Below are 22384 nucleotides of genomic sequence, written 5' to 3' on the forward strand. Positions count from 1 at the left end.
GGCTACACCATCCGCCCTTCCTTGCGCAGTTCCTTGGCCACACCCTTGCGCAGGTCGGCACTCTCGATGCGCTCGCGGCCCGCCTGCACCGCATTCAGGGCGCCGTAGCGCACCACATTCGCGATCGCGCCGCCGGCCAGCTCATACCGCTCGGCCAGGGCGTGCAGGTCCACGTCTGGCGCCAGGCGACCGGTGTGCCGCACCATGCCTTCCCACAGCCGCAGCCGTTGATCCGCATCCGGCATCGGGAAATGCACCACCGATTGGAAGCGCCGCGCGAAGGCCTCGTCGATGTTGCCCTTCAGGTTGGTCGCCAGGATCACCGTGCCGGGGAAGTCCTCCACCCGTTGCAGCAGGTAGGAGACTTCCTGGTTGGCATAGCGGTCGTTGGAGCTGGAGGTCGCGGTGCGTTTGCCGAAGAGCGCATCCGCCTCGTCGAAGAACAGGATCCAGCGGCGATGCTCGGCCTGGTCGAACACCTGGGCCAGGTTCTTCTCGGTCTCACCGATGTATTTGGACACGACCATCGACAGATCGATCCGGTAGACATCCGCGCCCACCGCCTGGCCGATCAGCGTGGCGGTGAGTGTCTTGCCGGTGCCCGGCGGGCCGAAGAACAGGCTCCGGTAGCCGGGCTTGAGCGACTTGTCCAGATGCCAGTCCCGCATCAGCGCCTCGCCATGCCGGGCCCAGGTGGTCAGGCTCTGCACTTCTTCCAGCGCATCGCTGTCCAGCACCAGGTCATCCCAGCACAGCCGCGTGGTGATCAGCTTGGCGGGGAAGCCGGCGCTGTAGTCAGGCTTGCGCGATTCGCCGGTGATCAGCAGGTCCAGCGTTTCCGCCGTGATGTGCAGCGCGGCGCAGAACCAGGGTTCGCCGGGGGCGTCGTGATCCAGCCGGATCAGGCCGTTGCGGCGCAGCGGCGCATCGTCTTCCAGCGTGCGACGCAGTTGCACCCGTCGCGACAGGTCCTCGCCGGCGATGAGAAAGGCCGCGGTTTCCGCCGTGGGCAGGAAGCCGCCGTGGGCACGGCCCTTCCATCCGCCGAATTCACTGAAGCCGCGGTCGAGGTTGCGGTTGCGCACGAACAGCATGTCCAGCAGTTGAGGCCGCAGGTGGGGTGCGAGGGCCAGCGCCAGCACCAATCGATCGTCCGGCGTCAGGCCCAGTGACTTGACCAGCCGGCCGTGGTCGCTGTCCAGGTCCAGGGGCGGGGGCGCACTGGGTCGCTGATCCGGACGCTGGTCCGGGCGCTGATCGGCTCGGCCCTCACTGGCCCGACCCTCCGGCGACGCCACCAGCGTCGGCCGGGAGACCGCGCCGCCGGCCGCCAGGCGCAGCTCGTCGGTGCCGGTGCCGGTGGCGCTGACGGTGTCGCCGGCCTCCTGCCCGAAGTGCGCACCGATGCGCAGCTGCAGCACCCGGTCCAGCCAGCTCAGTTCTCGTTCCAGCGCGCGGGCGTTCACCGCCACCCGCCGCCGTTGCTCATCGCCAGTCCACATGCAGGACCCTTTCCATCCAGGGGAACTTCACTGTCGAATAGCCCCAGGGGAGCCGATCGATCAGCATGTCGAAGGTGCCGGGCTCGACGGCCAGGCGCCAGGCCTCGCTGTCGCCGGCGTCTTCGTCGCCGCGTTCGCGGCTCAGGCGGCCCAGCCGACGCAGGAAGGTGCCCTGCAGCCCGCCCACCGAGGTGCTGCCCAGCGCACGCCAGTGCTGGATCACCGCGCCCAGCAGGCCGTCCACCGCCTGCCGCTCTGCGGCCGTCGGCGTCCAGTCGCGCGGGACCGGCAGGGCGAGGTCCAGGCCGCACAGCAGCTTGTTCAGCAGCAGCGACGGCTCTGGTGCGTCGGTCTGGCCGGTGGCCAGCAACTGCAGCACCAGCACGCCGCGAATCGCCGAAGCCTCGCTGTGGAAGGCGCGTTCGGTGCCCAGGTCCAGCATCGAGAACAGCCGTGGCAGATAGGGTGACAGCAGCACCAGTCCCGCGTTCTCTACCGACATGGCTTCCAGCGGGGCCGGCGCTTCCGCCTCGTTCAGGCCATCGCCCTCCAGCCCGTCGTCCAGCGTCGGCTCGGCGTTGGGACGCCAGCGCAAGCGCAAGGCCGCAGCCGCCGCCGACAGCACCGAGGTCGCGGCCTTGGCCACCCGGTCGAACCAACGGCGGGGCGCCTCGCGTCCGGGCGGCGAGACCGTCCCGACATGGTGGATCACCTGGGCGGCATAACGCTCGGCATCGAAGCGCGCGGTCTCGCCGCGCAGGGCGTGGTCCAGCGTGGCTTGCCAGAGCCACTGCCGGCGTTCGGCCGTGTCGGCGGCGGACGCGGGTGTGCCCGCCGTCACCGTGTCGATCCATCGGTGGACCGCCACCTGCAGCGCGTCGCCCAGCCACAGCGTCAGCAACTGCGGCAGCACCGCTGCCGGCAGCGCCATGACCAGCCGTTGACGCAGCGCATCGGTTCGCCCATAGCGCTGCAGCGTCTGCTTCAGCCAGGCGCGGTCGTCCCGAAGCAGTGGGTCCCAGACCGAGGCCACCGCCAGCAACGGATCGTTGGCTGATGAAAAGCCGTCGCCCGCTTCCAGCGCCGCCACCAGCTGGGCACGCCACAGGGCGGTGGCGGCCGGCTTCGCGCCGCCGCCATGCGCCATGGCTTCATCCAGCAGCGCCATCCACAAGGTCCAGGTGCCCGCGGGCGCATGGCCGCCGAGACCGCTGGGCGACACGCTGTCCAGCAGCCGCCGTGCGGCGCCGGGCTCACCCGGCATCAACAGATGCACCAGCGCGGCCAGCCATTCCCGGTCGAACTGGGCCACCATCCGGCGCAGCATCCGCGGGCGGTCGTCCATCCGGCGCAGGGCGGCTGCCAGCGCGGCACCGTGATCCCGCAGAACCTCGGCCGCCAGCGTCATCGGATCCTCGCCACGACCGTGCCAGGGCAGCCGGCCATGGCGCAGGAAGTGCAGCAGCAAGTCCAGCCGACTCGCGGCGCGGCTGCGCAGACCCGGCACTGCGGCGGCGGCGCCGGTCGGTCCCCGCAGGTCGACCAGCCGCTTGCGCAGCACCTCGCGCAGGCGGCGCGCCCAGATCCGCTCCAGGTCCGGGCCGAGGTCGTTGACGTCGCCCAGGTCCAGGTCCAGCGAGGACAGGCGCCAGATCTCATCCGGGCCGCTGAACTCGTTGAACAGCTCGTCCACGATCGTCAGCGCCGGCCCCTGGGCAAAGTCCTGCCAGCGGGTGGCGGTCTCGGCATGCAGCGCCATCGGCACGCGCAGGTCCGCCGCCGCCTCCAGATGCTCGATGACATGGCCCTCAGGCATGACCCTGCAGGACCGGCTCGTCGCGGTCCTCCTCGTTCAATGCCAGCAACTGCGCGATGACCTGGGTGGCCGCCTCGTCCACCCGCGCCAGTTGGGCCGGATCCTCGGGTGCGGCCGCCATCGCCAGGCGCGCGTTCAGCCAGGTTTCATAGACGGTTTCAAAGCGGTGCATCGTGTCCGGGTCCACCCAGCAGCACTGCAGCGACAGATGGGCCGGCGTGCTGATGCGCAGCGTCTCTTCGGCGAAACGCCGGAACGCCGGCTGCGAGGTGCGCGCCGTCCAGGCCGGCATCAGCACCGTGAGTCGCAGCGCGTAGAAGCCGTCGCGCAGGCCCAGGTCGTCATGCGCGGTCGAGACGCCGCCCAGCGGACGCAGCAGCACATGCTCCACCACATGCAGGCCTTCGCTTTCCTGTTCCAGATGGAGCAGGAACAGGCGCAGGCTGGCAGCGGCACGGCGGGCGGCGGCGTCGTCGGCGAAGTCGCCGATGGCCCAGCTCCGCCCCTGGTCGTCCGGGCCGAGGATCAGCCGGTAGGTCGGCGGTGCAGCCTGGGCACTCTCCAGGTCGAAGAAGGCATTCGGATCGTCCAGCCCGTCGCGGTCCCCGAGTCGCTTGTGCAGATGGACGGTGCCATCGCCCAGCGTCTGGATCCGGTCCGAGGGCAGCACGCGGTAGCGCTCGGCGCGCACCGCCGAGCGCATCAGCCCCGCCGGCAGGGGTTGCTCACGCAGCCACGGCATGCGACGCAGATCGTCCTGGACCTGGTCGCGGTTGGCCGGTCGCGGCGTGGCACCGATGGGCGTGGCCAGCCGCGCGAGCTCGGGTCGAACGGCCGCCGGACCCTGATGGCCCGGCCGGTCCGGCACCAGCCGCAGCTTGTGGTCCCGCACCGCGCGGGTGAGGGGACGGTCATGCCAGAGCCGGAAGCCCAGCAGCAGGCTGGCGCGGCGGTGCAGTCCCGAGCAGTTGGACGGATGCCCCCAGGAGGGCTGGCCCGGGTCGAAGCCCGCCGCCCGGTCGCGGGTGATGCTCACGATGTGACGCAACCAGGCGGCCTTGTTCTCCAGCAGCAGCGTGTCCAGTTCCTCCGGCGCCAGGTAGCCGAGGAACTGCCGCATGCTGTTCTGGGTGTAGGTCTCGCCATGCAGGGCCAGCAGATGGTCGAGCGCGCGGCGCTTGTGGCGGGCTCCGCCGTCCATCGGACGGTAGACAGTGCGGTCGATGTCCGCGGGCGAGGCCAGGTAGAGGTCTTCCAGGCCGGGGACCTGGGTGGGCCCGATGAGCTGGGCCCACAGAGTCTGGCGCGAGCCATCGTCGATCGAGAACAGGCGGCGCAGATGCTGCAGCTGCGCCAGGCTCTGGGCGATGACCTGCTCATGCAGGACCATGTAGGCCTTGAGCTGGCGCGACCGGGCATGGGCCTGAGGCGGTGCCGACCGGGGAATGCCGTGCTTGCCGACGCCGTAGATCGCCGGCAGATGGCGCTGCACCGACACATAGCGCTGCAGGTCGCGGTGCACGCCGCGCGGCAGCAGCGATTGCGCGCGGGCATCCTGGTCGGCCTGCTGGCGGGCGCGGCGGGCCCGGCCGGCGGTGCGCAGGTCGGTGAGTCGGCGCTGCAATTCGTGCGGCGCGATATGCACCTCGTGACCGCGTCGGCGCACCGCGATGGTCGGCGGGGTGCCATTCATCGGCAGCCGCAGCGACAGCGCCCAGCCATCACCGCGCCATTGCACCGAGCCGGTCACGCCCGTCTCGGGGCTCGGGGCATCGGTCGCGCCTTTGGAGGCCTCGGCCAGCGCCTGGCGATCGGGACGCAGTGCGATGACGCGCACATCGAACACGCCGGGCACCGCTTGCATGATGCCGGCTAGATCGGACAGGAACAGCCGCTGACCGTCGTCCCGCTCCGACGCCGATTCGTCGATGAAGCCGTTCGACATCACCGGCCCGTCGTAGATGGCCTCCAGCGACAGGCCCTCCTGCAGCAGGTCGTCCAGGCTGCGGGACACCGGCGCGCCGGCCATGAAACGGGCGCAGCGGTCATAGACCTCGGCGAGGATGTGCACCGCGTCGCGCGCGCCTTCGATGTCGATCTCCGCCTCCAGGTCCGCGGGGACATCGTGCACCCGGACCACCCGCGGATCCAGGTCTTCACCCAGGTTGCGCTGGGCGTAGTAGGCCGCCCGTGCGGCGGCCATGCGGGCGGCCTCGCCCTTGGGATCGAGCGCCGCGCCGGTGTGGATGTGAGGTGGCGCCGCGGCCGGTGGCGGTGCCGCAGCGGGGGCGGAGCCGGAGGGCGCCTCCTCCAGCGCCTGGCGGTCTTCGTCGACGATGCGCGTCAGCTTGAGGTGCATCCGATAGACGCCGCCGTCCTGCGGTTCGAGCGAGGCATCGTCCAGGCCGGGCACCGCATCCAGCAGCACGCTGCGGTAGTCGGCCACGGTGGTGGCCCGGCAGGGGAACACGGCGGCCGGCGGATGCAGCGACAGGGCGTCGTAGTCGATCTGCCCGTCGGGGCCGGTGAGGTGGTCAGCCACCGGAAAGCCGTTGCGGTAGACCACATCGGTCAGGCCGAAGCAGAACTGTTCCAGCAGCGTGATGCCGGGGTCGTGCAGGTTGTGGTCGGTCCAGGTCCGGCCACTGAGGGTCTGCAGCCAATGCAGGCCTTGTGCCCGCAGGCTGTCCAGGCTGAGCGCGCGTTCCTCGGCGGTGAGGGCGCGTACGCGGGGCGGCTGCATGCTCATGGTGCGCTGCCTTGCATGCGTTCGTCGAACCAGAGCCGGGACAGCGAGACCTGGATGCGCACGCCCGAGCCGTAGTCGCAGCGGGTGCGGATCTGCAGGGTGTAGCGGGCGTCCCGGCCGCTGGTGCCGTTCCAGCGCAGTTCCAGCTGGTCGCAGCGCTTGCCGTACCAGACGCTGTGGGCCTGGATGCGCTTCTTGCGCATCAGGAAATCGAACCAGCCGGCGGTCGGGTTGAAGGTGTTCATCGCCACCGCCTGGAGCAGGGCGTAGCGGCCGGTGCCGCGATCGCCGACGCCGGCCATCACCTCGAAGGCCTGGCAGCCGGTCAGCTCGGGGGTCAGGTCGTGCCAATCGCCATCGGCCAGGAGGGCGGGCGCATCGGCCGGGCGGCAGGTGCCGCGGCGGCCGGTCGAGGCCACCACGCCGGCCACATCCAGCGCCTCCTGCGGGTCGGCCGTACCGATGCCCACACGGCCTTCGCTGCCTTGCGCATCCAGGGCCATCACTGGCGGCTTGCCGCGCGAGGCGGCCACGCTGGCATGCTGGAAGAGCAGTTGATCCCGGTCGCCGCCGTAGCCCATCGACCACAGCGCGGTGCGGGCGCTCTGCTCGCGGTAGAAGCTGATCAACGCGTCATAACCGACCGGGGTCGAGACCTCCAGCCCGTTCTCGGCGGATTTGCGAAAGCCCTCGTCGCTCATGTTGAGCATCGAGTCGATCAGGTCGCCGAAGTGATCGCGCGTGGGCAACCGCCCCTCATCGAAGAAGTGACGCAGCGTTTCACGATTGCGGATGGTCATGCGGTGCCTCCGCTGATGACGAAGGTGCTGCCGATGGCCAGCTTGGACACGCCGGTGACTTGCGGCGCCGGGTCGGGGAAGCCGTCAGCGGCACTGAGGATGTGAGTGGGCATCGGCAGGGCCAGGCTCCAGGGGGTACGGGCCCGCACCTGGCGGGCGGCATCGGCATCCGCCGCGGCGCGGGCGGTGTCGGACAGGACATAGGCGCCGCTGTCGTCGCTGGCCACGCTCAGCAGGGAGAGCCGGGTGACGAAGGCCACGCCCGGCACCGACCGCAGCACCGCTTCGAGGTCTTCGGCGCGGATGATCCAGTCGAAGCGCGGGCCGTAGCCGCCGTCCTGCCAGGGCGAGAGGTAGTCGTTGAGGGTCTGGCTCAGGCGCATCAGCGTGGCGCCCTCATGGGCACCGCGCGCCAGGCCGATGCTGCAGCGCAGCTGGATCCGTTCATAGGCGGCATTGCGGACCTGGATGCGGGCGAAGGGCGAGGCCAGTCGGCTCAAGGCCTCGGCCATCAGATGCAGACGCAGGGCATTGAAGCGCGGCGCGGCCAGCACCAGTTCGGGCCGGTTGCGCGGCACCGTGGGCACGACCACCGCGGTGATCTGGCCCGGCACCGCGCCGGGATGGTCGGCCGTCAGGCAGCGCACCTTGAACACCTCGGGAAACTGGTCGAGCAGGAGCCGTTCGATGTCCCAGGCGTTGGTGGCGCGGTTCTTGTGCTGAAGCCGCTCGCCGGCGCGGGTGTACATCGCCCGCTGGTCCTCGGCGGCCCGCAGACCGAAAGACGGCCCGATCTGGCTCACCGAAGCGACGCCAGTGAGGTTGCTCGCCGGCTTGGTGATGCGACCCTCCGGCAGCGGCTCGTGCGTCGGGGCCGGTGCGGCCGAGACCGCTGGCACGGGGGCCGGGACCGCGGTGCGGGCCTCATGCCGGGCCTGCGCCTTGGCAATCGCCAGGGCGGCGGCGGTCCGGCGTTCGCGCGGGAGCGGGTCGGTGCTGGTGCCGGTGCCGGTGCTGGGCGCCGGAGACGCCATCACCCGCACCACGCTCAGGCCCTGGGCGCGGACGTTGCACAGGCTGGCGAAGCCTTCGAAGCCGCCGTCGGCGCTGACGCGCAGCCAGTACAGCCCACCGGGCATGACGGTGTTGTGGCGATCGAGGTCGCGCGGCAGGTCCAGGGTGACGATGCCGGAGGTCAGGAAGCCATGGGTGCTGTCGGACAGCACCCGTGACGGCGCCAGCTCGCGCCACTCGTTCTGGCGCAGGGTGGACCAGCGCAGGCGGCCGCGTTGGGCCAGCATGCCGGGCTCGGCCGCCGCTTCGCGCATGTCGAACAGCAGCGTCAGCAGGCCGCCGGGCGCGGAGGTGTCGCCGGTCTTCAGTCCGATGCAGAGGTGGCCGCCCCACTGGAAGTTGGGCAGCAACGCATGGCCGGCGCCCGCGGCGGCGGCGCGCAGGGTGCGGATGCCGAAGGGCAGCAGGTGGAGCAGGCGTTCCGGATCGTCGCCGGCGCTGGACTCGTCGTCCCGGTCGACGGCGATGACGCTGGTGGCCTCGTAGTCGGCGGTGATGCGCTCGATCAGCGGGGTGTAGGGCGGCAGCGGCAAGGGCGCCGGGTGCTTGGTCCGGGCATTGGCGGTGACCGTCTCGGACAGCTTGATGGGATACATCGCATGGCCGAAGCCGCCCCGCGGGCCGCTGAGCTGCAGACGGCACAGACCGTTCCGGGGCAGGGTGGGCAGCGACCAGTCTTCATGGCTGGCGCGGAAGTGCTTGCGCATCGAGCCGGGGTCGATGTCCACCGTCAGGGTCTGGCGCAGCAGGCCGCGTTCATCGAGGTCGTCGAACAGCCGCTGGTCGGCGGAGGCGCCGCCGCAAGCCTGCCACTGGCCGTCGCGCAGCAGGGCGAGCGCAGCGGTGAACCGGTCGGTGCGCAGCGCTCCGTCATAGCCTTGGTAGTAGGTGTCGAAGCCGCCGGGCTCGGTGGGCAGGCCACCCCATTCAATGTGCAGGGTCCATTGCCGCAGGCTTTTTCGCGCCGCCTCTTCCGATCCGACGATGAAATAGGAGGACAAGGTCGGCAGCGGACCGAACGGCGTGAAGGCCTTGGTGCCATCCAGCCGGCCGAGGTTGTTGGACAACAGCAAATTGCGCACGCCGCTGACCTTGACCTGCAGCGCCACTTCGCTCAGCGGCTGCTGGTTCAGCAGCGAATAGGCATACAGGCGGCCGCGGGTGCTCAGCTCGATGCGCAGCATCGGCAGCGTGGTGTCCCAGCCGTCGCCGTGCAGTTCGGCGTTGCAGCCGACGATCGCCGGCGCCTGGTTGCGCAGATGCAGACGCACGGCCAGACCGCCGCCGGCGGCGGGCTCCACCACCACGTCGGTCACCTTCAGCCAGCCGGTGGCGGCGCTGAGCGAGAAGCGAAACACGTCGTCGAACATCAGGCTGAACATCAGCCGCCGGTCCGGCACCCCGCTGCCGTTGAGCAGGCTGAGCGGATCGCCGGCCACCGCGGCCTCCGGCGTGTCGTCGCCCAGCACCCGCCGGCAGGCGCTGCGCACCCGGTCCCACTGGGCCTCCTCGGTGTGGGCACCGTCGATCAACAGCCAATGGGTGAGCAGCGCGGCCAGCGCCGCGCGCAGTGGCTGCACCCGCTGCGCCGGCGGGCCATCGGCCTGTGCCGCCGCCTCGACGCGGGCGATCAGGCTTTCCATCGTGGCACGCGCGACGGTGTGGTCCCGCTCGTCGGGCCGCATGCGCAGGTCCACGCGGATCTCCCGCTCGCCCTCCGCCAGCAGCAGCAGCGGGGAGGCGATGCCCAAACCCAGGCGCGCATTGCCCGCGCCTTCGCCGCGTCCACCACCGAAGGTCGGCCAGGCGGTCCGCCCATCGGGCTTGAGAAGCGTGGCCTTGGCGCGGGTGACCAGGCCAAAGTCGCGTTCCGGCGAGATCAGTGGATCGCGTTCCAGCCGCAGGGTGCACAACGAGGCGACCACCGCATCGGTGACTGTCAACGGCTCGTCCGCGCGAAAGCGCAGCGGGCGGCCGTCGGGTCCCTTGCCGGCGTCGAACAAGGCACCGGCCGGCACCTTCACCTGGCCCAGGGCGCGCGGATCGCGCTGGCAGACCAGCAGCGCGGCGTCCGCCACCGCGCCGCGGGGCTGGAAACCCAGGCAGTCGCGGTAGTAGAACTCGGCATGCCGGGCCGCAAAGCGGTTGAGATCGTCCTGCACCAGCTCATGCACCTTCAGGAAGGCGATCAGCAGGGCGGCGGCCGGCTCATGGCCGCCGGTGGACAGCGAGGCCTCCAGCATCTCGCAGGCCTTGGCCTGGATGCTCTCGATCGCGCTGAGGAAGGCGACATGCCGGTCCCGCAGGTGCTCGCGCTCGCTGCGGCGTCGGCCGTCCAGCATCGGTGTGGGCTGGTCAGGCTGCGGTCGCCAGATGCCCGACAGCCGACCGGCGCCCAGGCCGATGGCCTGGTTCTGCCAGGCACGCTGGCCGAAGCGCGTCTGCACCCATTGCAGGTCGCTGGCGAGTTGCTGCTCGACCAGTTGCCGGATCCGGTCGCGCAGCGCCTGCGCGCCGGGGTTGGGCGTGCCGTCCAGCGCCTTGAACCAGCGGTCCAGGCGCAGCGAGAGCGCAGTGATGTCGAAGGCCAGCGACTCCAGCGGCGCGGCATCGATGTCGCGCGTCAGGCGGGCCTGCATGGCTTCCAGGTCGATGGCGGCGATGCGGGCCAGCACCAGCGTGGTGTCGCCGTTGAACAGCGTGCCCCAGTTGCCGCCGTCGCGGTTGTCGAGGTCGACGAAACGCAGCTGCGCCGCCAGGGCCGCGGCCATGGCCACGCGCTGCTCGAAGCGCAGCGCGTCGGCATGGAAGTAGCCGTCTTCCAAGGCTGCGGGGAAGCGCTCGTGCTGGGCGGTACCGGCGCTCATGAGGTCGGTTCCTCGATCAGGCGGGGCAGTTCACCGGGCTGCAGGTAGAGCGGGAAGACCAGGTTGTCGCGGCTGTTGGTGCTGCGGATGCAGTAGTCCAGGCGAATGCGCAGCAGGCCTTCATCGAGCGCGTCGGTCTCGATGCGGGTGTGCTCCAGGGTCACCCGCGGCTCGAAGAACAGCACGGCCTTCTCGATCATGCTGCGGATCTCGGTGATGGCGCTGGTATTGATCTGCTCGAACACCATGCGGCGCAGGCCGCAACCGTAGGTCGGATGCATGATGCGTTCGCCGGGCGCGGTGGACAGCAGGATGCGCAGGCTCTCGCGCACATCGGCCGCGCCGTCGACCATCACCGCGCCTTGGGTGCGGCCGTCGAAGGCGGGCGGGAAGGCCCAGCCGGTGCCGAGGAAGCCAGGATCGCCGGTCATGGTGCTGGCCTCCTCATCCGCCGATGATCACGGTCGGCCAGCCGAGGGTGATCATGCCGCCGTGGCCGGTGGGGTCACCGATCCGCCCCGCGGGCCGGCTGCCGATGAGCACCGTGGTCGAGCCCTGGATCAGGGTGTCGGGCGGGCCGACGCAGGTCAGGCTGTCGCCGACTACGGTGGCGGGCAGGTTGCCGATCAGCACCGTGGGCACGCCCGGGCCGATCACCGGTCCGCCCACATGGGGGATCGGCGGCAGGCCGGGGGTGACCATCGGGCAGACATGCAGGTCGGTGATGCGGGCGGCGGGGGGCATGTCGGCGTCCTCAGTTGATCATCACCAGACCGCCCTTGACGACGGTCTGGCCGGTGGAGTTGAGTTCGGCGCTGGCATTGCCCTTGGCGCTGAAGGCGATCTGGGCCTCGGACATGACGTTCATGCCGGCGCTCTTCACATCCGCCTTGGAACTCACTGAAATCTTGCCGACCGCGTCCAGCGTGATCGTGCCTTTGGCGGTGATCTCGATGTTCTTGGGGCTGTCGAGCACGATGCCCGAGGGGCTGAGCTCGACCTTGTTCTGGTTCTGGTCCTCCAGCAGGATGGACTTGTCCTTGTCGCTCAGGACGACCTTGTTCTTGCCGGGGGTGGTGATGGTGATGATCTTGTCGGCCTCGTTGAATTCGATGCGCGACTTGCAGCGGGTCACGATGGCCTTGGTGTCGTTCTCGGCGGCGAAGGCATAGGGCGGGGTGAGCTTGCTGCTGTAGAGGCTGCCCAGCACCACCGGGTGCGAGGGATCGTTGGCGAAGTAGCCCAGCACCACCTCGTCACCCACCTCCGGCAGGAAGAAGGCGCCGAAGGCATTGCTGGCGTGGAACTGCATCAGCCGCGCCCAGACGCCCTCGGTCTCGGCCCGCAACACCGGCACCTTGACCTGCACCCGGTGCTCGCCGGCCGGATCCGCATCGAGCTTCATCACCACGCCGACCTGCAGGCCGTGCACGCCCGGCAGCAAGCCGGCGGCGGGCGTGGCGCTGACGTCGGGCCGGTCGGTGAACCAGTCGGGCGCCAGGCCGAAGTCGACCTCGGTGAACCAGTTGCCGTCGCCGATCTCATGGCGCACGCCGGTGACGAACAGCTTGCCGCTGAAGCGCGCGCCGCAGCCCTTGAGCTCCATCACACCGCCGACCACGGCCTTGGCGCTGCCCTGGAACTTCACCCGGCCGCGCACGCGGGCCAGGCCGGCCTTGACCTGAAGCGCCTTGGCCCATTGGGTGAGGGTGGCCTCGGTCTGCGGTGCGCCGGCCTGCAGCTGCAAGGCGTCCAGGCCGATGACCTCGGACAGCGTGGCCGAATCCAGGTCGCCCTGCACCGGCAGCGCGGCCGGATCGGCCGCCGTGCCCTCCAGCACGGCCTGGTTCTTCATGTCCCAGGAGAAGGCCTGCGCGCTGCCGTACTGGGTGCGGGCGTCGATGTCGCCGTCGAACTCGATCAGGTCATGGCCGTAGGTCACGCACAGCGCCGCCTCGCCGGCGGCGGTGGGGGTCTTGATCGACAGCGCGCCGTCCTGCGCCACCACCAGCATGCCGTTGGCGTCTGCGCGGGCGAGCATGAAGTCCCAGTCGCTGCAGTAGTGCTGGACCAGCTCGGTGTAGGTGGCGGTGGTGGCGTCGACGGTGGCTTCCAGGCCGTGGCCCTGGGCCAGGGTGGCGATGATGTCGCTGTCCTTCTGATCGACGAAGTTGGCATTGCGCCGGCCGACGGTCATCAGCACCGCCTTGTCCCGGCATTCGACGATCAGCCGCGCATCGTTGGCGCCGCTGACCTGGATGCCGTGCCGCACGACCAGCCCCTCGAACAGGGTCTCCTCCTGGTCCATGTAGCCCGCCTTGACGGTGATGGTGGTGCCGGGCTTGAAATGGGCGCTGTCGCTGAGCGGGAAGGTCTGTGCGGGCATGTCGCCGTCGGTCATCACCAGCCGGGCGGTGGGCACGGTGTTGACGGCGCGGCGGATGTTCACCGAGATGAGCTCGGCGGTTTCCGGCAGACGGTTGCCGTCGACCAGGATGCTGAGCCGGACGACGCCGACGGCGTTCTCGATGGGGGAGGCAGCTGGCATGGGATGTCCTAGGCGCGTGCCGGGAAGAGGATTTCCTGGCCGGGCTTGAGTTCCCGGGTCTCGACCATGTTGTTGTGGCGGGCCACCTGCTCGGCCATGTCGGGGTCGCCATAGACCGCCTCGCACATGGTGCGCAGCGAGTCGCCTTCCTTGGCGGTCTGGCGCTTGGACAGTTCCGACGAGGATGAGCGGCTGGTGATGCGCTGTTCCTCGGACTTGCTCATCGCGCCGACGAAGCTGACATCCACCTTCGCCCGCAGCGGATCACCGCTGGGCTTGAACAGCGTGTAATGGGCGCTGAGGCTCTTGAGCCGGCCGAAGAAGATCAGGGTGCCCCACAGCACCCGCACATAGGGCGGTTCGGCCTTGAGCTCGACATAGTCGTAGACCACCTTGCTCAGCTGCAGCAGCTGTTCCTTGACGTCCAGCGACTGGCCGGTGGCCGCGGGCACGATGCCGGTGCCGTCGAGGATGAAGCTGAAGCTCACCTCTTCGTCGCCAAGGGCGGAGAACTTCGGCTCGGTGCCGGCGCCGCCCTGTTGTTTGGTGGTGTCGTAGCCGATGCTGAAGTTGTGCTTGAAGTCCGCCGGATTGATCTGGGTCAGGAAGGTGGTGTCGCTGTCGAGCTTGACCGTCCCGTCCTTGTTCAGCGAATAGCGGGTGAGCAGCAGGCGGGTGAGTTCGCCATCGGCATTGCTGGGCATGTCAACGCTCCCGCTGGGCGCGCAGCCGTTCGGCCAGCCAGGTCTTGCACTCGGCGAGCACCTGCTCCCGCAGGCGCTGCAGGTCGCGCGCAGCGACCGACGGCCGCGGCGCGTCGGTGGCGGCGGCCGGGGTGACCTGGGTGCGGATCAGCAGTTGTCGGACTTCGATGCTCATGTTCTTCGTCTCTCAGACGACGCGTTTCCAGCCGCCATGGACCAGTTCGATGCGCTCCAGCGCCAGCTTGTTGCCGGTGGACTCCAGGCCGTCCACCTCCCACTTGACCGGGAAGGCGTCGGTGAAGGCCCAGATGCGCAGCGGCTGGCCTTCGCGGTCCATCAGGCGCACGGTGAGCGGCTGGGTCTCGATCCGCTTGGCCAGTGCGCCCTCCAGCACGTTCTTGCACCACTGGACCAGCGGGCTCTTGAGTTCCGCGACGCCGCGCTTGAGCGTCAGACGCGGGTACTTCACCGGCTTGGGGAGTTGATGGACCGATTCGTTGCGGCCGCCCTCGACCACGGTTTCGATGTCCATCTCCACCGACAGGCCGCCGACCTCCTGGAAGGAGGCCTCGATGTCGCGGGCGTTGGTCTTGCCGATGGCCACCGCGAAATAGAAGGCGTAGGGATAGGTCACCGGCTGGGTGAGCGGGCTCTCCCGCTTGCGGCCGGTGCTGCCTGTCTGCGTCTGCTGTTGCGCGGTGGTGGCCATCACTTGTTCTCGATCTTCAGACCTTCGTGAGCGATCACGATGGTTTCGACCGCGACCTCATTGCCCTGGGACTTGAGGTCGGTGCCGGTCACCTTGGTCGGCCAGGCATTGGTCAGCGTCCACACCATGGTGGGGTTGCCTTCCTCGTCCAGCAGGCTGATGGTGATCGGCTTGCGCTTGACCACGTTCATCTTGATTTCGGTGAACCAGTCCCAGAACTTGTTGTCGCTCTTGAAGACGCCCTTCTTCATGGTGACGTCGCTGAACTTCTTCAGGCCCGGCATCTTCATCACCGAGAACTCGGGACTGTTGCCGTGCCGGTATTCGATCGGCTGGGCCTCGGCATCGAGGCCGGAGACTTCCTGAAAGGACATTTCCGCCGAATCCCACTTCACCTGGAAGCGAAATTTGGGGAGCGGCCACACTGTGGTCGATTGGGTTGAGCCGTCGTCTGCCATTGCCTGCCTCCGCAAGGTTGATGGATGCACCGCGGTCCGGTCGATCGCTCACGATCGGGGACGGATCCGGGGATCAATGAATGAATCGAATGAATCGAATGAAGGGATGGATGCGTGAATGACGCGGCGGTGGCGGCGGGTCGGGGCGACCCGCCTCACCGGCGCGATCAGGACTTCTGCATCTGCTGCTGGAAGGTGATCTCGATGAATTCCGCCGGACGGCTGATGGCCACCATCACGCTCACCCGCAGGATGCCTTCGAGGATGTCCTCGGGCGTCATGGTCTCGCCCAGGCCCACATAGACGCTGAACGCGTCCTCCGGCACCGCGCCGGCCAGGCCGCCGCGCTTCCAGATGCTGGTCAGGAAGTTGGAGATCATGCTTTTGATGGTCACCCAGGTGTTGGCCACATTCGGCTCGAACACCAGTGCCTTGGCGGCCAGGCGGCAGGACTCCTCCAGCATGATCATGGTGCGGCGCACATTGACATAGCGCCAGTCCAGGCTGTTGCCGTCCAGGGTCCGAGCGCCCCAGACCAGCACGCCTTCACCGATGAAGCTGCGGATCGCGTTGATCGACTTGCCCTGGGTGGTGACGTTGAGGTCTTCCTGGTCTTCATGCGAGATGCTGACCGCCGGCGACACCACGCCGTTCATGCTCACATTGGCCGGGGCCTTCCACACGCCGCGGGTGTTGTCGACCATGGTGTAGATGCCGGCCATGGCGGGCGAGGGCGGCAGCAGATTGAGCTTGTTCTTGGACTCGGTCATGAGCGTGCCGTAGAGCCCGCTCATCGAGACCAGGCTCTTGTGCAGCAGCGCCTTGTGGGTCTCGACCGCGACCTTGATCGCATCCGGCGCGGTCAGCTTGCGCTTGTCGTCGTCGGACTTGTCGGACTTGTTGATCTCGTCGGTGATGGCCGCCGCCCACTGGTCGTCGGTCTTGGCCACATCCTGCACCGCCTGCCATTGCTGGCGCAGGCGCGGCGGGGCGGTGTCGTCGAGCTTGTCCGGCAGCTTGAGCTCCTGGCTGAGCAGGGTCACCAGCAGGTCGGGATTGGCGATGTGGGTGTAGTCCAGGTCCTTGTCCTGGACGATGGTGGTGTTCACCCACGGGTAGTAGGCGGTGGCGAAGTCCAGGTAGTTCACGCCCAGCGCGCCGCGGAAGGCCTCGATCGGATCGCCGGCGGGGTCCTGGCGGTCGCGGTCGCCGCCCCAGACGTCCAGGATGGCGACGCGGCTGCGCATGCGGCCGCCGCAGTGCTGCAGCATGGCCTGCTGCACCGAGATGCAGTTCTTCTCATCGAGCAGCACCGCATCCGGGATGACCAGCATCGTCGGTTCCTGCTCCTTGACCAGGGTGTCGATGCCGGCCATGAGCCGGTCCGATTCCACCGCGCCGTTGAAGTCGCCGACCGACACGACATAGCAGGGGCCGCCGCCGTTCTGGAAGAAATGCAGCATGCCGTAATAGAGCAGGAACTTGCCGCCGTCCTTGCCGTCGGCCTGGGTCAGCAGATAGTCCTTGCCCTGCGCGCCAAAGGCGGCCTGCGCATGCGGGTCGGTCTTCTCGGCAATGGTGAGCTTGGCGTCCGGGCCCAAGCCGAAATAGTGGTGGAACTCGGCCATCGAGCTGATGCGCCAGGGGCGCATCGACAGCGATTTGCCGGCGTTGTCGGCCCGACGGGTGTAGCCGACGAAGGCTGGCACCGCGGTGGCCACTTCCACAACCGAGTTGGGAAAGGCGTTTTTCTCAACGATATAGACACCGGGTGTCTTCATAGCCATGGCGGCCTCCTCTGCGGGTTACTGCGGGGTTATCGATGGACATGGATTTCGGAGATCAGCGTGGGAACGCCATCGATCTCCTCTCGGCCGAGCTGCAGCGCGGCGGCGACCGGCAGGCGCTTGATGAGCACCTTGGGGCCGGCGCCGTTGCGGCAGCGCAGTTGGAAGCGCGACGAGGCGCGCTGTGCCAGCGCGATCGGCTCGCGCGAGCGCACCGCGAGCATCGGCCGGCCGTCGTCCAGACGGTCGTCCTGCGGCGCAGTGAATGCGGTGGTGCCGGCCAGGTCGATGACCTCCAGCGCGGTTTCGGCCCATTCGCCGAACAGGCAGTACTTCCAGACCGTCGCCCGCGCGGCCAGTGACCAGCGCAGTTGCAGCGGCGCCGGTGCCGCCAAGGTCTGCAGCGGCAGCGACAGCAAGGCGAACGGCGGACGCAGGCGCGCCGCGCCGTGCAGCGACGGCGCCACGCGGGGATCGTTCAGGGCCACCGGCCGGGCGCTCAACTGCAGGTGGCGCGCGGCGTCGGCGTCGTCCGGGGTGGCGGTGCCGGCGTCCAGCAGCAGCAGTTCGCCGGGGCGCTGGGCGGTGTCGTCGGTGTAGTAGGCGAACGCGCTGTCGGTGCCGTAGACCTGCCAGGTCAGCGGGACGCCGTCGGGGTCCTCGCACAGGTACTGACGGGAGCTGTCGCCGGCGCCCAGGATCAGCAGCGTGGCGCCGTCCTCACGGACGATGGTGTCGGCGCGGCGCAGTCGGTCGGCGGTGTCCGGGGTGGGCACGAAGCGCAGGCCGCGGCAGCGGCCGTCGGCGAAGTAGCCGTGCGCCACATCGATCCGCAGCAGGGTGACATAGGGGCCCATGGCTCAGGTCCTCACCGAGGTCAGCGGCTCGCGGACCGTGCTGAGCTGGCCTTCGCTCTGGCCGGCGTCGATGCTCACCATGCGCATGCGGTACAGCACCGAGGGCAGGTAGCGGCCGCCCAGGATGCCCCAGAGGTTGGCCAGGTCGCCGGTGGGCAGGTTCTCGATGTCGAGGGCCAGGCGGTCGATGCGGCCGTCCAGTTCCGGCGTGTTCTGATGGTTGAACACCGGGCGGGACTGGAAGAACGAGATGGTGCTGGCGATCAGCTTCAGCGCTTCCGGATAGGTGCTGCCGCCGAAGTTGGCGGCGAACATCAGCATCAGGTTGAGGTTCACCGGCGGTTGCGAGACGGTGAGGCGGCCGGTGCCGAGCGGCCGCGGGCCGGAACCCGGCACGGTGTCGCGTTCGATGTTGACCAGGAAGACCGCAATGCGGTTGGCCGACTGGGCCGCCGGCCCGCCGTCCTGCTCATGCAGGCTGGACACCACCACCAGGTCCTCGGCCACCTGATAGCTGCGGCGCAGCGCCAGGTTCAGCTGGTTGGCGATCTGGACGATGGCGGCGTCGATCATGGTGGTGGGCGGGCGGTCGGGCGCGGGTGAGGCAACAAGGGGAGGGAGGCGCTGGCGGCAGCGGTCGTCACACGGAGGACAGGCGGCTGGCAGGCGATGTCGGAACGATAGGTGGGGCGCTCGGCTTCACCCATCGGACGAAAGCTGAGCTTGGCCTTCCGCATTGCTGAGGGTTTGAGAGCGGACGCCCACCGACCTGACGTCAGCCGGCCCGGCGCCTGGGCGGGCGATCGGGGATGAGGTCCGGCGGTCGATCCACGACGTGTGCGAACAGCGCTGCGGATCCAGATCGTTCATCGGCCGCGGCGCGACGTCCGTGGCCGCTGCAGGTGGGGCCGCGTCGCATGTCGTTTCCGCAAAGTTGGCGAGAGCGCGGTGAGCGTCTGACGCATGACGATGGACGCCGTCACGCCAGACTCCTAGACTGCGTGCCTCGCTGACGCGACAGGCGTCGGCCCGGAGGGAGAGAACAAGAATGGAACGGACGTCCGACAGCGGTGTGAACCCCGCTGCGGCGCCCGCGGCGCGGTCGACGACGACGCGTGACGCGGGTGCTGCCGCGCGCGCGGGAGGGGGTGCGCCTGCGCGCTTCACGCTGGGTGACTGGCTGGTGAACGTGCCGACCCGGCGCCTGCGCCTGGGCGAGGTGGAGGTGACGCTGGAGCCGCGCCCGATGGCGGTGCTGGTGGAGCTGTGCCGCCGGCCCGGCGAGGTCATCGCGGCGGAGGACCTGCTGCAGCGCTGCTGGCCGGAGGCGGTGGTGGGCGACAACCCGATCCACAAGGTCGTCGCCGGCCTGCGACGGGCGCTGGGGGACAGCGCCACCGAGCCGCGCTACATCGAGACCATCCGCAAGCAGGGCTACCGGCTGGTGGCGCCGATCGGCGTGCTGTCGGCCCAGGGCACCCGCAGCCATGAAGGCGGCTGGCGCGGCCAGTCGCCATTCCGCGGCCTGGAGCCGTTCCAGGCGGAACATGCGGCGGTCTTTTTCGGTCGGGATGATGCGGTGGCCGCGCTGCAGTCACGGCTGACCGCGCAGTGGCGGCGTCGCCAGCCGCTGGTGGTGTTGCTGGGTCCGAGCGGTTCGGGCAAGACCTCGCTGGTGCAGGCCGGCCTGTTGCCGGCCTTGTGCGCCAAGGCGGATCCGTCGGACGACGCCGCCCCGCGGACGGGCCGCCGCCCCACGACCGCGACGCCGGCGGACCAGCCGCTGTCGGTCTGCACCGCGGCCACGGTGGACCTGGCCGCACTGGGCGACCTGGACCCGTGGTCGGCGTTGGCGGGCGCCATGCTGGACTGGGAGCTCGGCGACGCACCGCTGCTGTCCGGCCACAGCATCGACACGCTGGCCGGCGAGCTGCGCCATCGCCTCGACGAGGTGCTGCGGCTGCTGGAGATCGTGCTGGACGCCCTGGCCGCCGGCACCGGACGTGGCGCCCAGGCGGCCCCGCCAGGTCCGCCGCTGCTGGTGCTGGATCGCCTGGAGGCGCTGTTCCAGCCCGCCGCGGAGGCCCATGTGGAGGCATTCGTGGCCTGCGTGGACCGCCTGGTCCGCAGCGGCCGGGTGCTGGTGCTGGCGGTGTGCCGCAATGATTTCTATCCGGGGCTGGCCCGACATCCGGCCTTCATGCGCGACAAGGAGCATGGTGCCCATCTGGATCTGGCACCGCCGGATGCGGAAGCGATTGCCCAGATGATCCGCTTGCCGGCGCGTGCGGCGGGGCTGGTCTTCGGCGCCGATGCGAACGGCCTGAACCGGCTGGACGACCGGCTGTGTGCCGATGCGATCCACGCGCCCGACGCCTTGCCCCTGCTGCAGTACACGCTGCAGGAGCTTTATCTGAACCGTGGGGCCGGCGATGCGCTGACCTGGGAGGCCTATGAAGCCCTGGGCGGCCTGGAGGGAGCGATCGGCCGGCGTGCCGAAGCGGTGCTGGCGGGTTTGCCCGCGCCTCAACAGGAGGCGCTGGGCCGCCTGCTGCCTCGGCTGGTGACGATGGCCGGCGAAGACGCCTCGCCCACCAGTCGCTGGGTGGCCGCCAGCGAGCTCTCCGGGGATGACGAACGGGCGTTGGCCCGAGCCTTTGTGGATGCCCGTCTGTTGGTGGCCGACCGGGTGGGCGAGGCCATCGGCCTGCGGGTGGCGCATGAGGCCTTGCTGCGCCGCTGGCCGCGGGTGACGGCCTGGGTGGGCCAGCACCGGGCCACCCTGGCCAGCCGGGATGAGCTGCGACCCTGGCTGACGCGGTGGCAGGAGGGCGAGCAGTCGCCGCTGCTGCTGCTGCCGCGCGGGGCCATGCTGTGGCAGGCGGCCCGCATGTTGGCGGAGGCGCCCAGCCTGTTCACCGAGGATGAGCGCGGCTTCATCGACCGCTCGCTGGCCCGGGCGCGCCGGCAGCGGGTCTGGCGCTGGGGCGCGGTGGTGGCGTCGCTGATGCTGGGGGTGCTGGCGGTGATTGCGGCCTTTGCCTATTCCCGCCAGGCCCAGGTGGCGGCGGAGCGGGAGCGGCAGAGCCAGCGGCTGGCGTCCTTCATGCTGGGTGATCTGGCGGACAAGCTGCGGCCGATCGGCAAGCTGGAGCTGCTCAGCCGCATCGGCGAGCAGGGCGTGAAGCTGCTGGCGCCGATCGACGGGTCGTCGGAGTCGCCGCTGGACGCCCTGCAGCGGGCCAAGGCGCTGGTGGTGATCGGGGAGGTCAACAGCAGCCGGGGGCAGGGGCGGACCGACATTGCCACCGATGCACTCAAGGCCGCGCAGCGGTTGCTGGAGCCCTTGGCGCAGGCGGCGGAGCAAGACCCGGCGGAGTACTACCGGACGTCCGGTGCGGCGGCCTTCTGGCTGGGACAGATGGCCTTTGATGCAGGCGACCTGGAGCGGGCGACGCAGGAGATGCTGCGCTACCAGGACGCCTGCGAGCGCTGGCGCGCGGCCTTGCCAGAAGATGCCACCGCACAGGTGGAACTGGCCTTTGCAGTCAACAGCCTTGGATCGATCGCGTTCCGGCGCGGTGCCTGGGCGGAGGCTCAGCGCTGGTTTGAACAGGCGCTGGCGCTGAAGCTCACCTTCCTGAACCAGGATCCGGGCAGCGAAGAAGCCTTGGATGGGGTGGTGAATTCCCGCAACTGGCTGGGCCAGGTGGCGCATGTGCGTGGAGAACCGCTCCAGGCGCTGAAAGTGTTCGAGGCCGCCGAGGCGATGGCGGCTGCGCTGACCGCCCGCCACCCGGAAGAGTTTGCCCGGATTCGTGACCTGGGGACGGTGCAACTGCGTCGCGCCGATGCATTGAGGGCGCTGGGCCAGCGCGAGGAGGCGGCGCGCGTGATGGCCGGCGGTGTCGCCATGCTGCGCCAGGCCGAGAGCCACGATGCCCGCAATCAGTACTGGCGGGCCGATCGGCTTCATGCCGAGTCCAATCTGCTGCTGGCCCAAGCAGACGCCGGGTGGCCGATCGAGGCCTCCTTGAAGAGTCTGCGGGCCCAGGTGCCACTCGCTGTCGATGCCGACGCTGGCCGCGAATTCCTTCGGAGGGAATCCATGGCGAGAATTTCTGTGGCCGAGGTGGAGTTGGCCGTGCGTGCGGGGCATTGGTCCCAGGCCGCTGAGCGCGCGGACGTCGCATTGCGAGAGATCAGTGCGCTGGTGCTGCTCAGGCCCTTGCACTGGCAAAGCCGTGAGCTTCAGGCCCGGCTGAGCCTGCTGCGGATCAGAACCGAGTTGGCCGCAGGCAACGCACAGCCGTCGTTGGCGGCGCTGTGCGCGCGCTTGCGCAACGAGATTCAACCTGCGGTCGATGCAGGTCAGGGTGGTCTGGTGCTCGAAGCGTGGTTGATCGCGCAACGATGCAGTGGCAGCCCTGGCGTCGACCCGGATTGGAAGGCGCGGCTGACGGCCGGAGGGTACGTCCCGGCTCATGCCGCATTGCTATCACCTTGAACCCTT

General features: G+C 69.4%; 16 protein-coding genes. 1 reads left to right on the top strand and 15 read right to left on the bottom strand.

The features are described 5' to 3' along the window. Window positions 1-2 precede the first annotated feature (2 nt). From N4261_RS05665 to N4261_RS05735, 15 genes are all read right to left on the bottom strand, one after another. Window positions 3-1502 (bottom strand): ATP-binding protein, encoded by a 1500-nt coding sequence (locus N4261_RS05665; protein WP_261759234.1) that lies wholly within the window; start codon window positions 1500-1502, stop codon window positions 3-5. After that, the gene (locus tag N4261_RS05670) at window positions 1486-3318 is read right to left on the bottom strand and encodes a contractile injection system tape measure protein (RefSeq protein ID WP_261759235.1); all 1833 of its coding nucleotides are present in this window, start codon (window positions 3316-3318) and stop codon (window positions 1486-1488) included. The genes N4261_RS05665 and N4261_RS05670 overlap by 17 nt, the downstream gene beginning before the upstream one ends. Then, window positions 3311-6067, bottom strand: coding sequence for a baseplate wedge protein (locus N4261_RS05675; RefSeq protein ID WP_261759236.1), 2757 nt, complete (start codon window positions 6065-6067; stop codon window positions 3311-3313). Before N4261_RS05675 ends, N4261_RS05670 begins: the two co-directional genes overlap by 8 nt. Further along, the gene (locus tag N4261_RS05680) at window positions 6064-6867 is read right to left on the bottom strand and encodes a hypothetical protein (protein WP_261759237.1); all 804 of its coding nucleotides are present in this window, start codon (window positions 6865-6867) and stop codon (window positions 6064-6066) included. The genes N4261_RS05675 and N4261_RS05680 overlap by 4 nt, the downstream gene beginning before the upstream one ends. Continuing rightward, window positions 6864-10808 carry a baseplate J/gp47 family protein gene (locus N4261_RS05685; protein WP_261759238.1) on the bottom strand — a complete coding sequence of 1315 codons (3945 nt, stop codon included), beginning with the start codon at window positions 10806-10808 and terminating at the stop codon, window positions 6864-6866. The genes N4261_RS05680 and N4261_RS05685 overlap by 4 nt, the downstream gene beginning before the upstream one ends. After that, window positions 10805-11239 (bottom strand): GPW/gp25 family protein, encoded by a 435-nt coding sequence (locus tag N4261_RS05690; protein ID WP_261759239.1) that lies wholly within the window; start codon window positions 11237-11239, stop codon window positions 10805-10807. The genes N4261_RS05685 and N4261_RS05690 overlap by 4 nt, the downstream gene beginning before the upstream one ends. Before the next feature lie 13 nt (window positions 11240-11252). After that, window positions 11253-11552, bottom strand: coding sequence for a PAAR domain-containing protein (locus tag N4261_RS05695; protein WP_261759240.1), 300 nt, complete (start codon window positions 11550-11552; stop codon window positions 11253-11255). Between the two features lie 10 nt (window positions 11553-11562). After that, window positions 11563-13356 (bottom strand): type VI secretion system tip protein VgrG, encoded by a 1794-nt coding sequence (vgrG, locus tag N4261_RS05700; protein ID WP_261759241.1) that lies wholly within the window; start codon window positions 13354-13356, stop codon window positions 11563-11565. 8 nt (window positions 13357-13364) lie between these two features. After that, window positions 13365-14060 (bottom strand): CIS tube protein, encoded by a 696-nt coding sequence (locus N4261_RS05705; protein ID WP_261759242.1) that lies wholly within the window; start codon window positions 14058-14060, stop codon window positions 13365-13367. A 1-nt stretch (window position 14061) separates the two neighbouring features. Beyond that, window positions 14062-14235, bottom strand: a complete 174-nt coding sequence (locus N4261_RS05710) for a DUF5908 family protein (protein ID WP_261759243.1) — start codon at window positions 14233-14235, stop codon at window positions 14062-14064. Between the two features lie 12 nt (window positions 14236-14247). Continuing rightward, a complete protein-coding gene (locus N4261_RS05715; RefSeq protein WP_261759244.1) occupies window positions 14248-14769 on the bottom strand; it encodes a phage tail protein in 522 nt (173 codons plus the stop codon). Next, window positions 14769-15227 (bottom strand): phage tail protein, encoded by a 459-nt coding sequence (locus N4261_RS05720; RefSeq protein WP_261759245.1) that lies wholly within the window; start codon window positions 15225-15227, stop codon window positions 14769-14771. The genes N4261_RS05715 and N4261_RS05720 overlap by 1 nt, the downstream gene beginning before the upstream one ends. A 167-nt stretch (window positions 15228-15394) precedes the next feature. Next, on the bottom strand, window positions 15395-17014 hold the full coding sequence (locus N4261_RS05725; protein ID WP_261759246.1) for a phage tail sheath family protein: 1620 nt from the start codon (window positions 17012-17014) through the stop codon (window positions 15395-15397). 29 nt (window positions 17015-17043) lie between these two features. Further along, complete coding sequence (locus N4261_RS05730) at window positions 17044-17871, bottom strand: hypothetical protein (protein ID WP_261759247.1); 828 nt, start codon at window positions 17869-17871, stop codon at window positions 17044-17046. A gap of 3 nt (window positions 17872-17874) precedes the next feature. Further along, the gene (locus N4261_RS05735; RefSeq protein ID WP_261759248.1) at window positions 17875-18444 is read right to left on the bottom strand and encodes a Pvc16 family protein; all 570 of its coding nucleotides are present in this window, start codon (window positions 18442-18444) and stop codon (window positions 17875-17877) included. A gap of 475 nt (window positions 18445-18919) precedes the next feature. Here N4261_RS05735 and N4261_RS05740 point away from each other — a divergent pair, with 475 nt between their 5' ends. Beyond that, window positions 18920-22378 carry an nSTAND1 domain-containing NTPase gene (locus N4261_RS05740; protein ID WP_261759249.1) on the top strand — a complete coding sequence of 1153 codons (3459 nt, stop codon included), beginning with the start codon at window positions 18920-18922 and terminating at the stop codon, window positions 22376-22378. The last annotated feature ends 6 nt before the right edge of the window (window positions 22379-22384 follow it).

It is taken from the genome of Roseateles amylovorans, assembly GCF_025398155.2.
GTDB classification, from domain to species: Bacteria; Pseudomonadota; Gammaproteobacteria; order Burkholderiales; family Burkholderiaceae_C; genus Roseateles; species Roseateles amylovorans.

Coding starts and splice junctions, on each gene's coding strand:
- vgrG (WP_261759241.1), bottom strand. CDS start 13,356: ATGCCAGCTGCCTCCCCCATCGAGAACGCCGTCGGCGTCGTCCGGCTC.
- N4261_RS05715 (WP_261759244.1), bottom strand. CDS start 14,769: ATGGCCACCACCGCGCAACAGCAGACGCAGACAGGCAGCACCGGCCGC.
- N4261_RS05710 (WP_261759243.1), bottom strand. CDS start 14,235: ATGAGCATCGAAGTCCGACAACTGCTGATCCGCACCCAGGTCACCCCG.
- N4261_RS05725 (WP_261759246.1), bottom strand. CDS start 17,014: ATGGCTATGAAGACACCCGGTGTCTATATCGTTGAGAAAAACGCCTTT.
- N4261_RS05720 (WP_261759245.1), bottom strand. CDS start 15,227: ATGGCAGACGACGGCTCAACCCAATCGACCACAGTGTGGCCGCTCCCC.
- N4261_RS05735 (WP_261759248.1), bottom strand. CDS start 18,444: ATGATCGACGCCGCCATCGTCCAGATCGCCAACCAGCTGAACCTGGCG.
- N4261_RS05675 (WP_261759236.1), bottom strand. CDS start 6,067: ATGAGCATGCAGCCGCCCCGCGTACGCGCCCTCACCGCCGAGGAACGC.
- N4261_RS05730 (WP_261759247.1), bottom strand. CDS start 17,871: ATGGGCCCCTATGTCACCCTGCTGCGGATCGATGTGGCGCACGGCTAC.
- N4261_RS05685 (WP_261759238.1), bottom strand. CDS start 10,808: ATGAGCGCCGGTACCGCCCAGCACGAGCGCTTCCCCGCAGCCTTGGAA.
- N4261_RS05695 (WP_261759240.1), bottom strand. CDS start 11,552: ATGCCCCCCGCCGCCCGCATCACCGACCTGCATGTCTGCCCGATGGTC.
- N4261_RS05665 (WP_261759234.1), bottom strand. CDS start 1,502: ATGTGGACTGGCGATGAGCAACGGCGGCGGGTGGCGGTGAACGCCCGC.
- N4261_RS05740 (WP_261759249.1), top strand. CDS start 18,920: ATGGAACGGACGTCCGACAGCGGTGTGAACCCCGCTGCGGCGCCCGCG.
- N4261_RS05690 (WP_261759239.1), bottom strand. CDS start 11,239: ATGACCGGCGATCCTGGCTTCCTCGGCACCGGCTGGGCCTTCCCGCCC.
- N4261_RS05705 (WP_261759242.1), bottom strand. CDS start 14,060: ATGCCCAGCAATGCCGATGGCGAACTCACCCGCCTGCTGCTCACCCGC.
- N4261_RS05680 (WP_261759237.1), bottom strand. CDS start 6,867: ATGACCATCCGCAATCGTGAAACGCTGCGTCACTTCTTCGATGAGGGG.
- N4261_RS05670 (WP_261759235.1), bottom strand. CDS start 3,318: ATGCCTGAGGGCCATGTCATCGAGCATCTGGAGGCGGCGGCGGACCTG.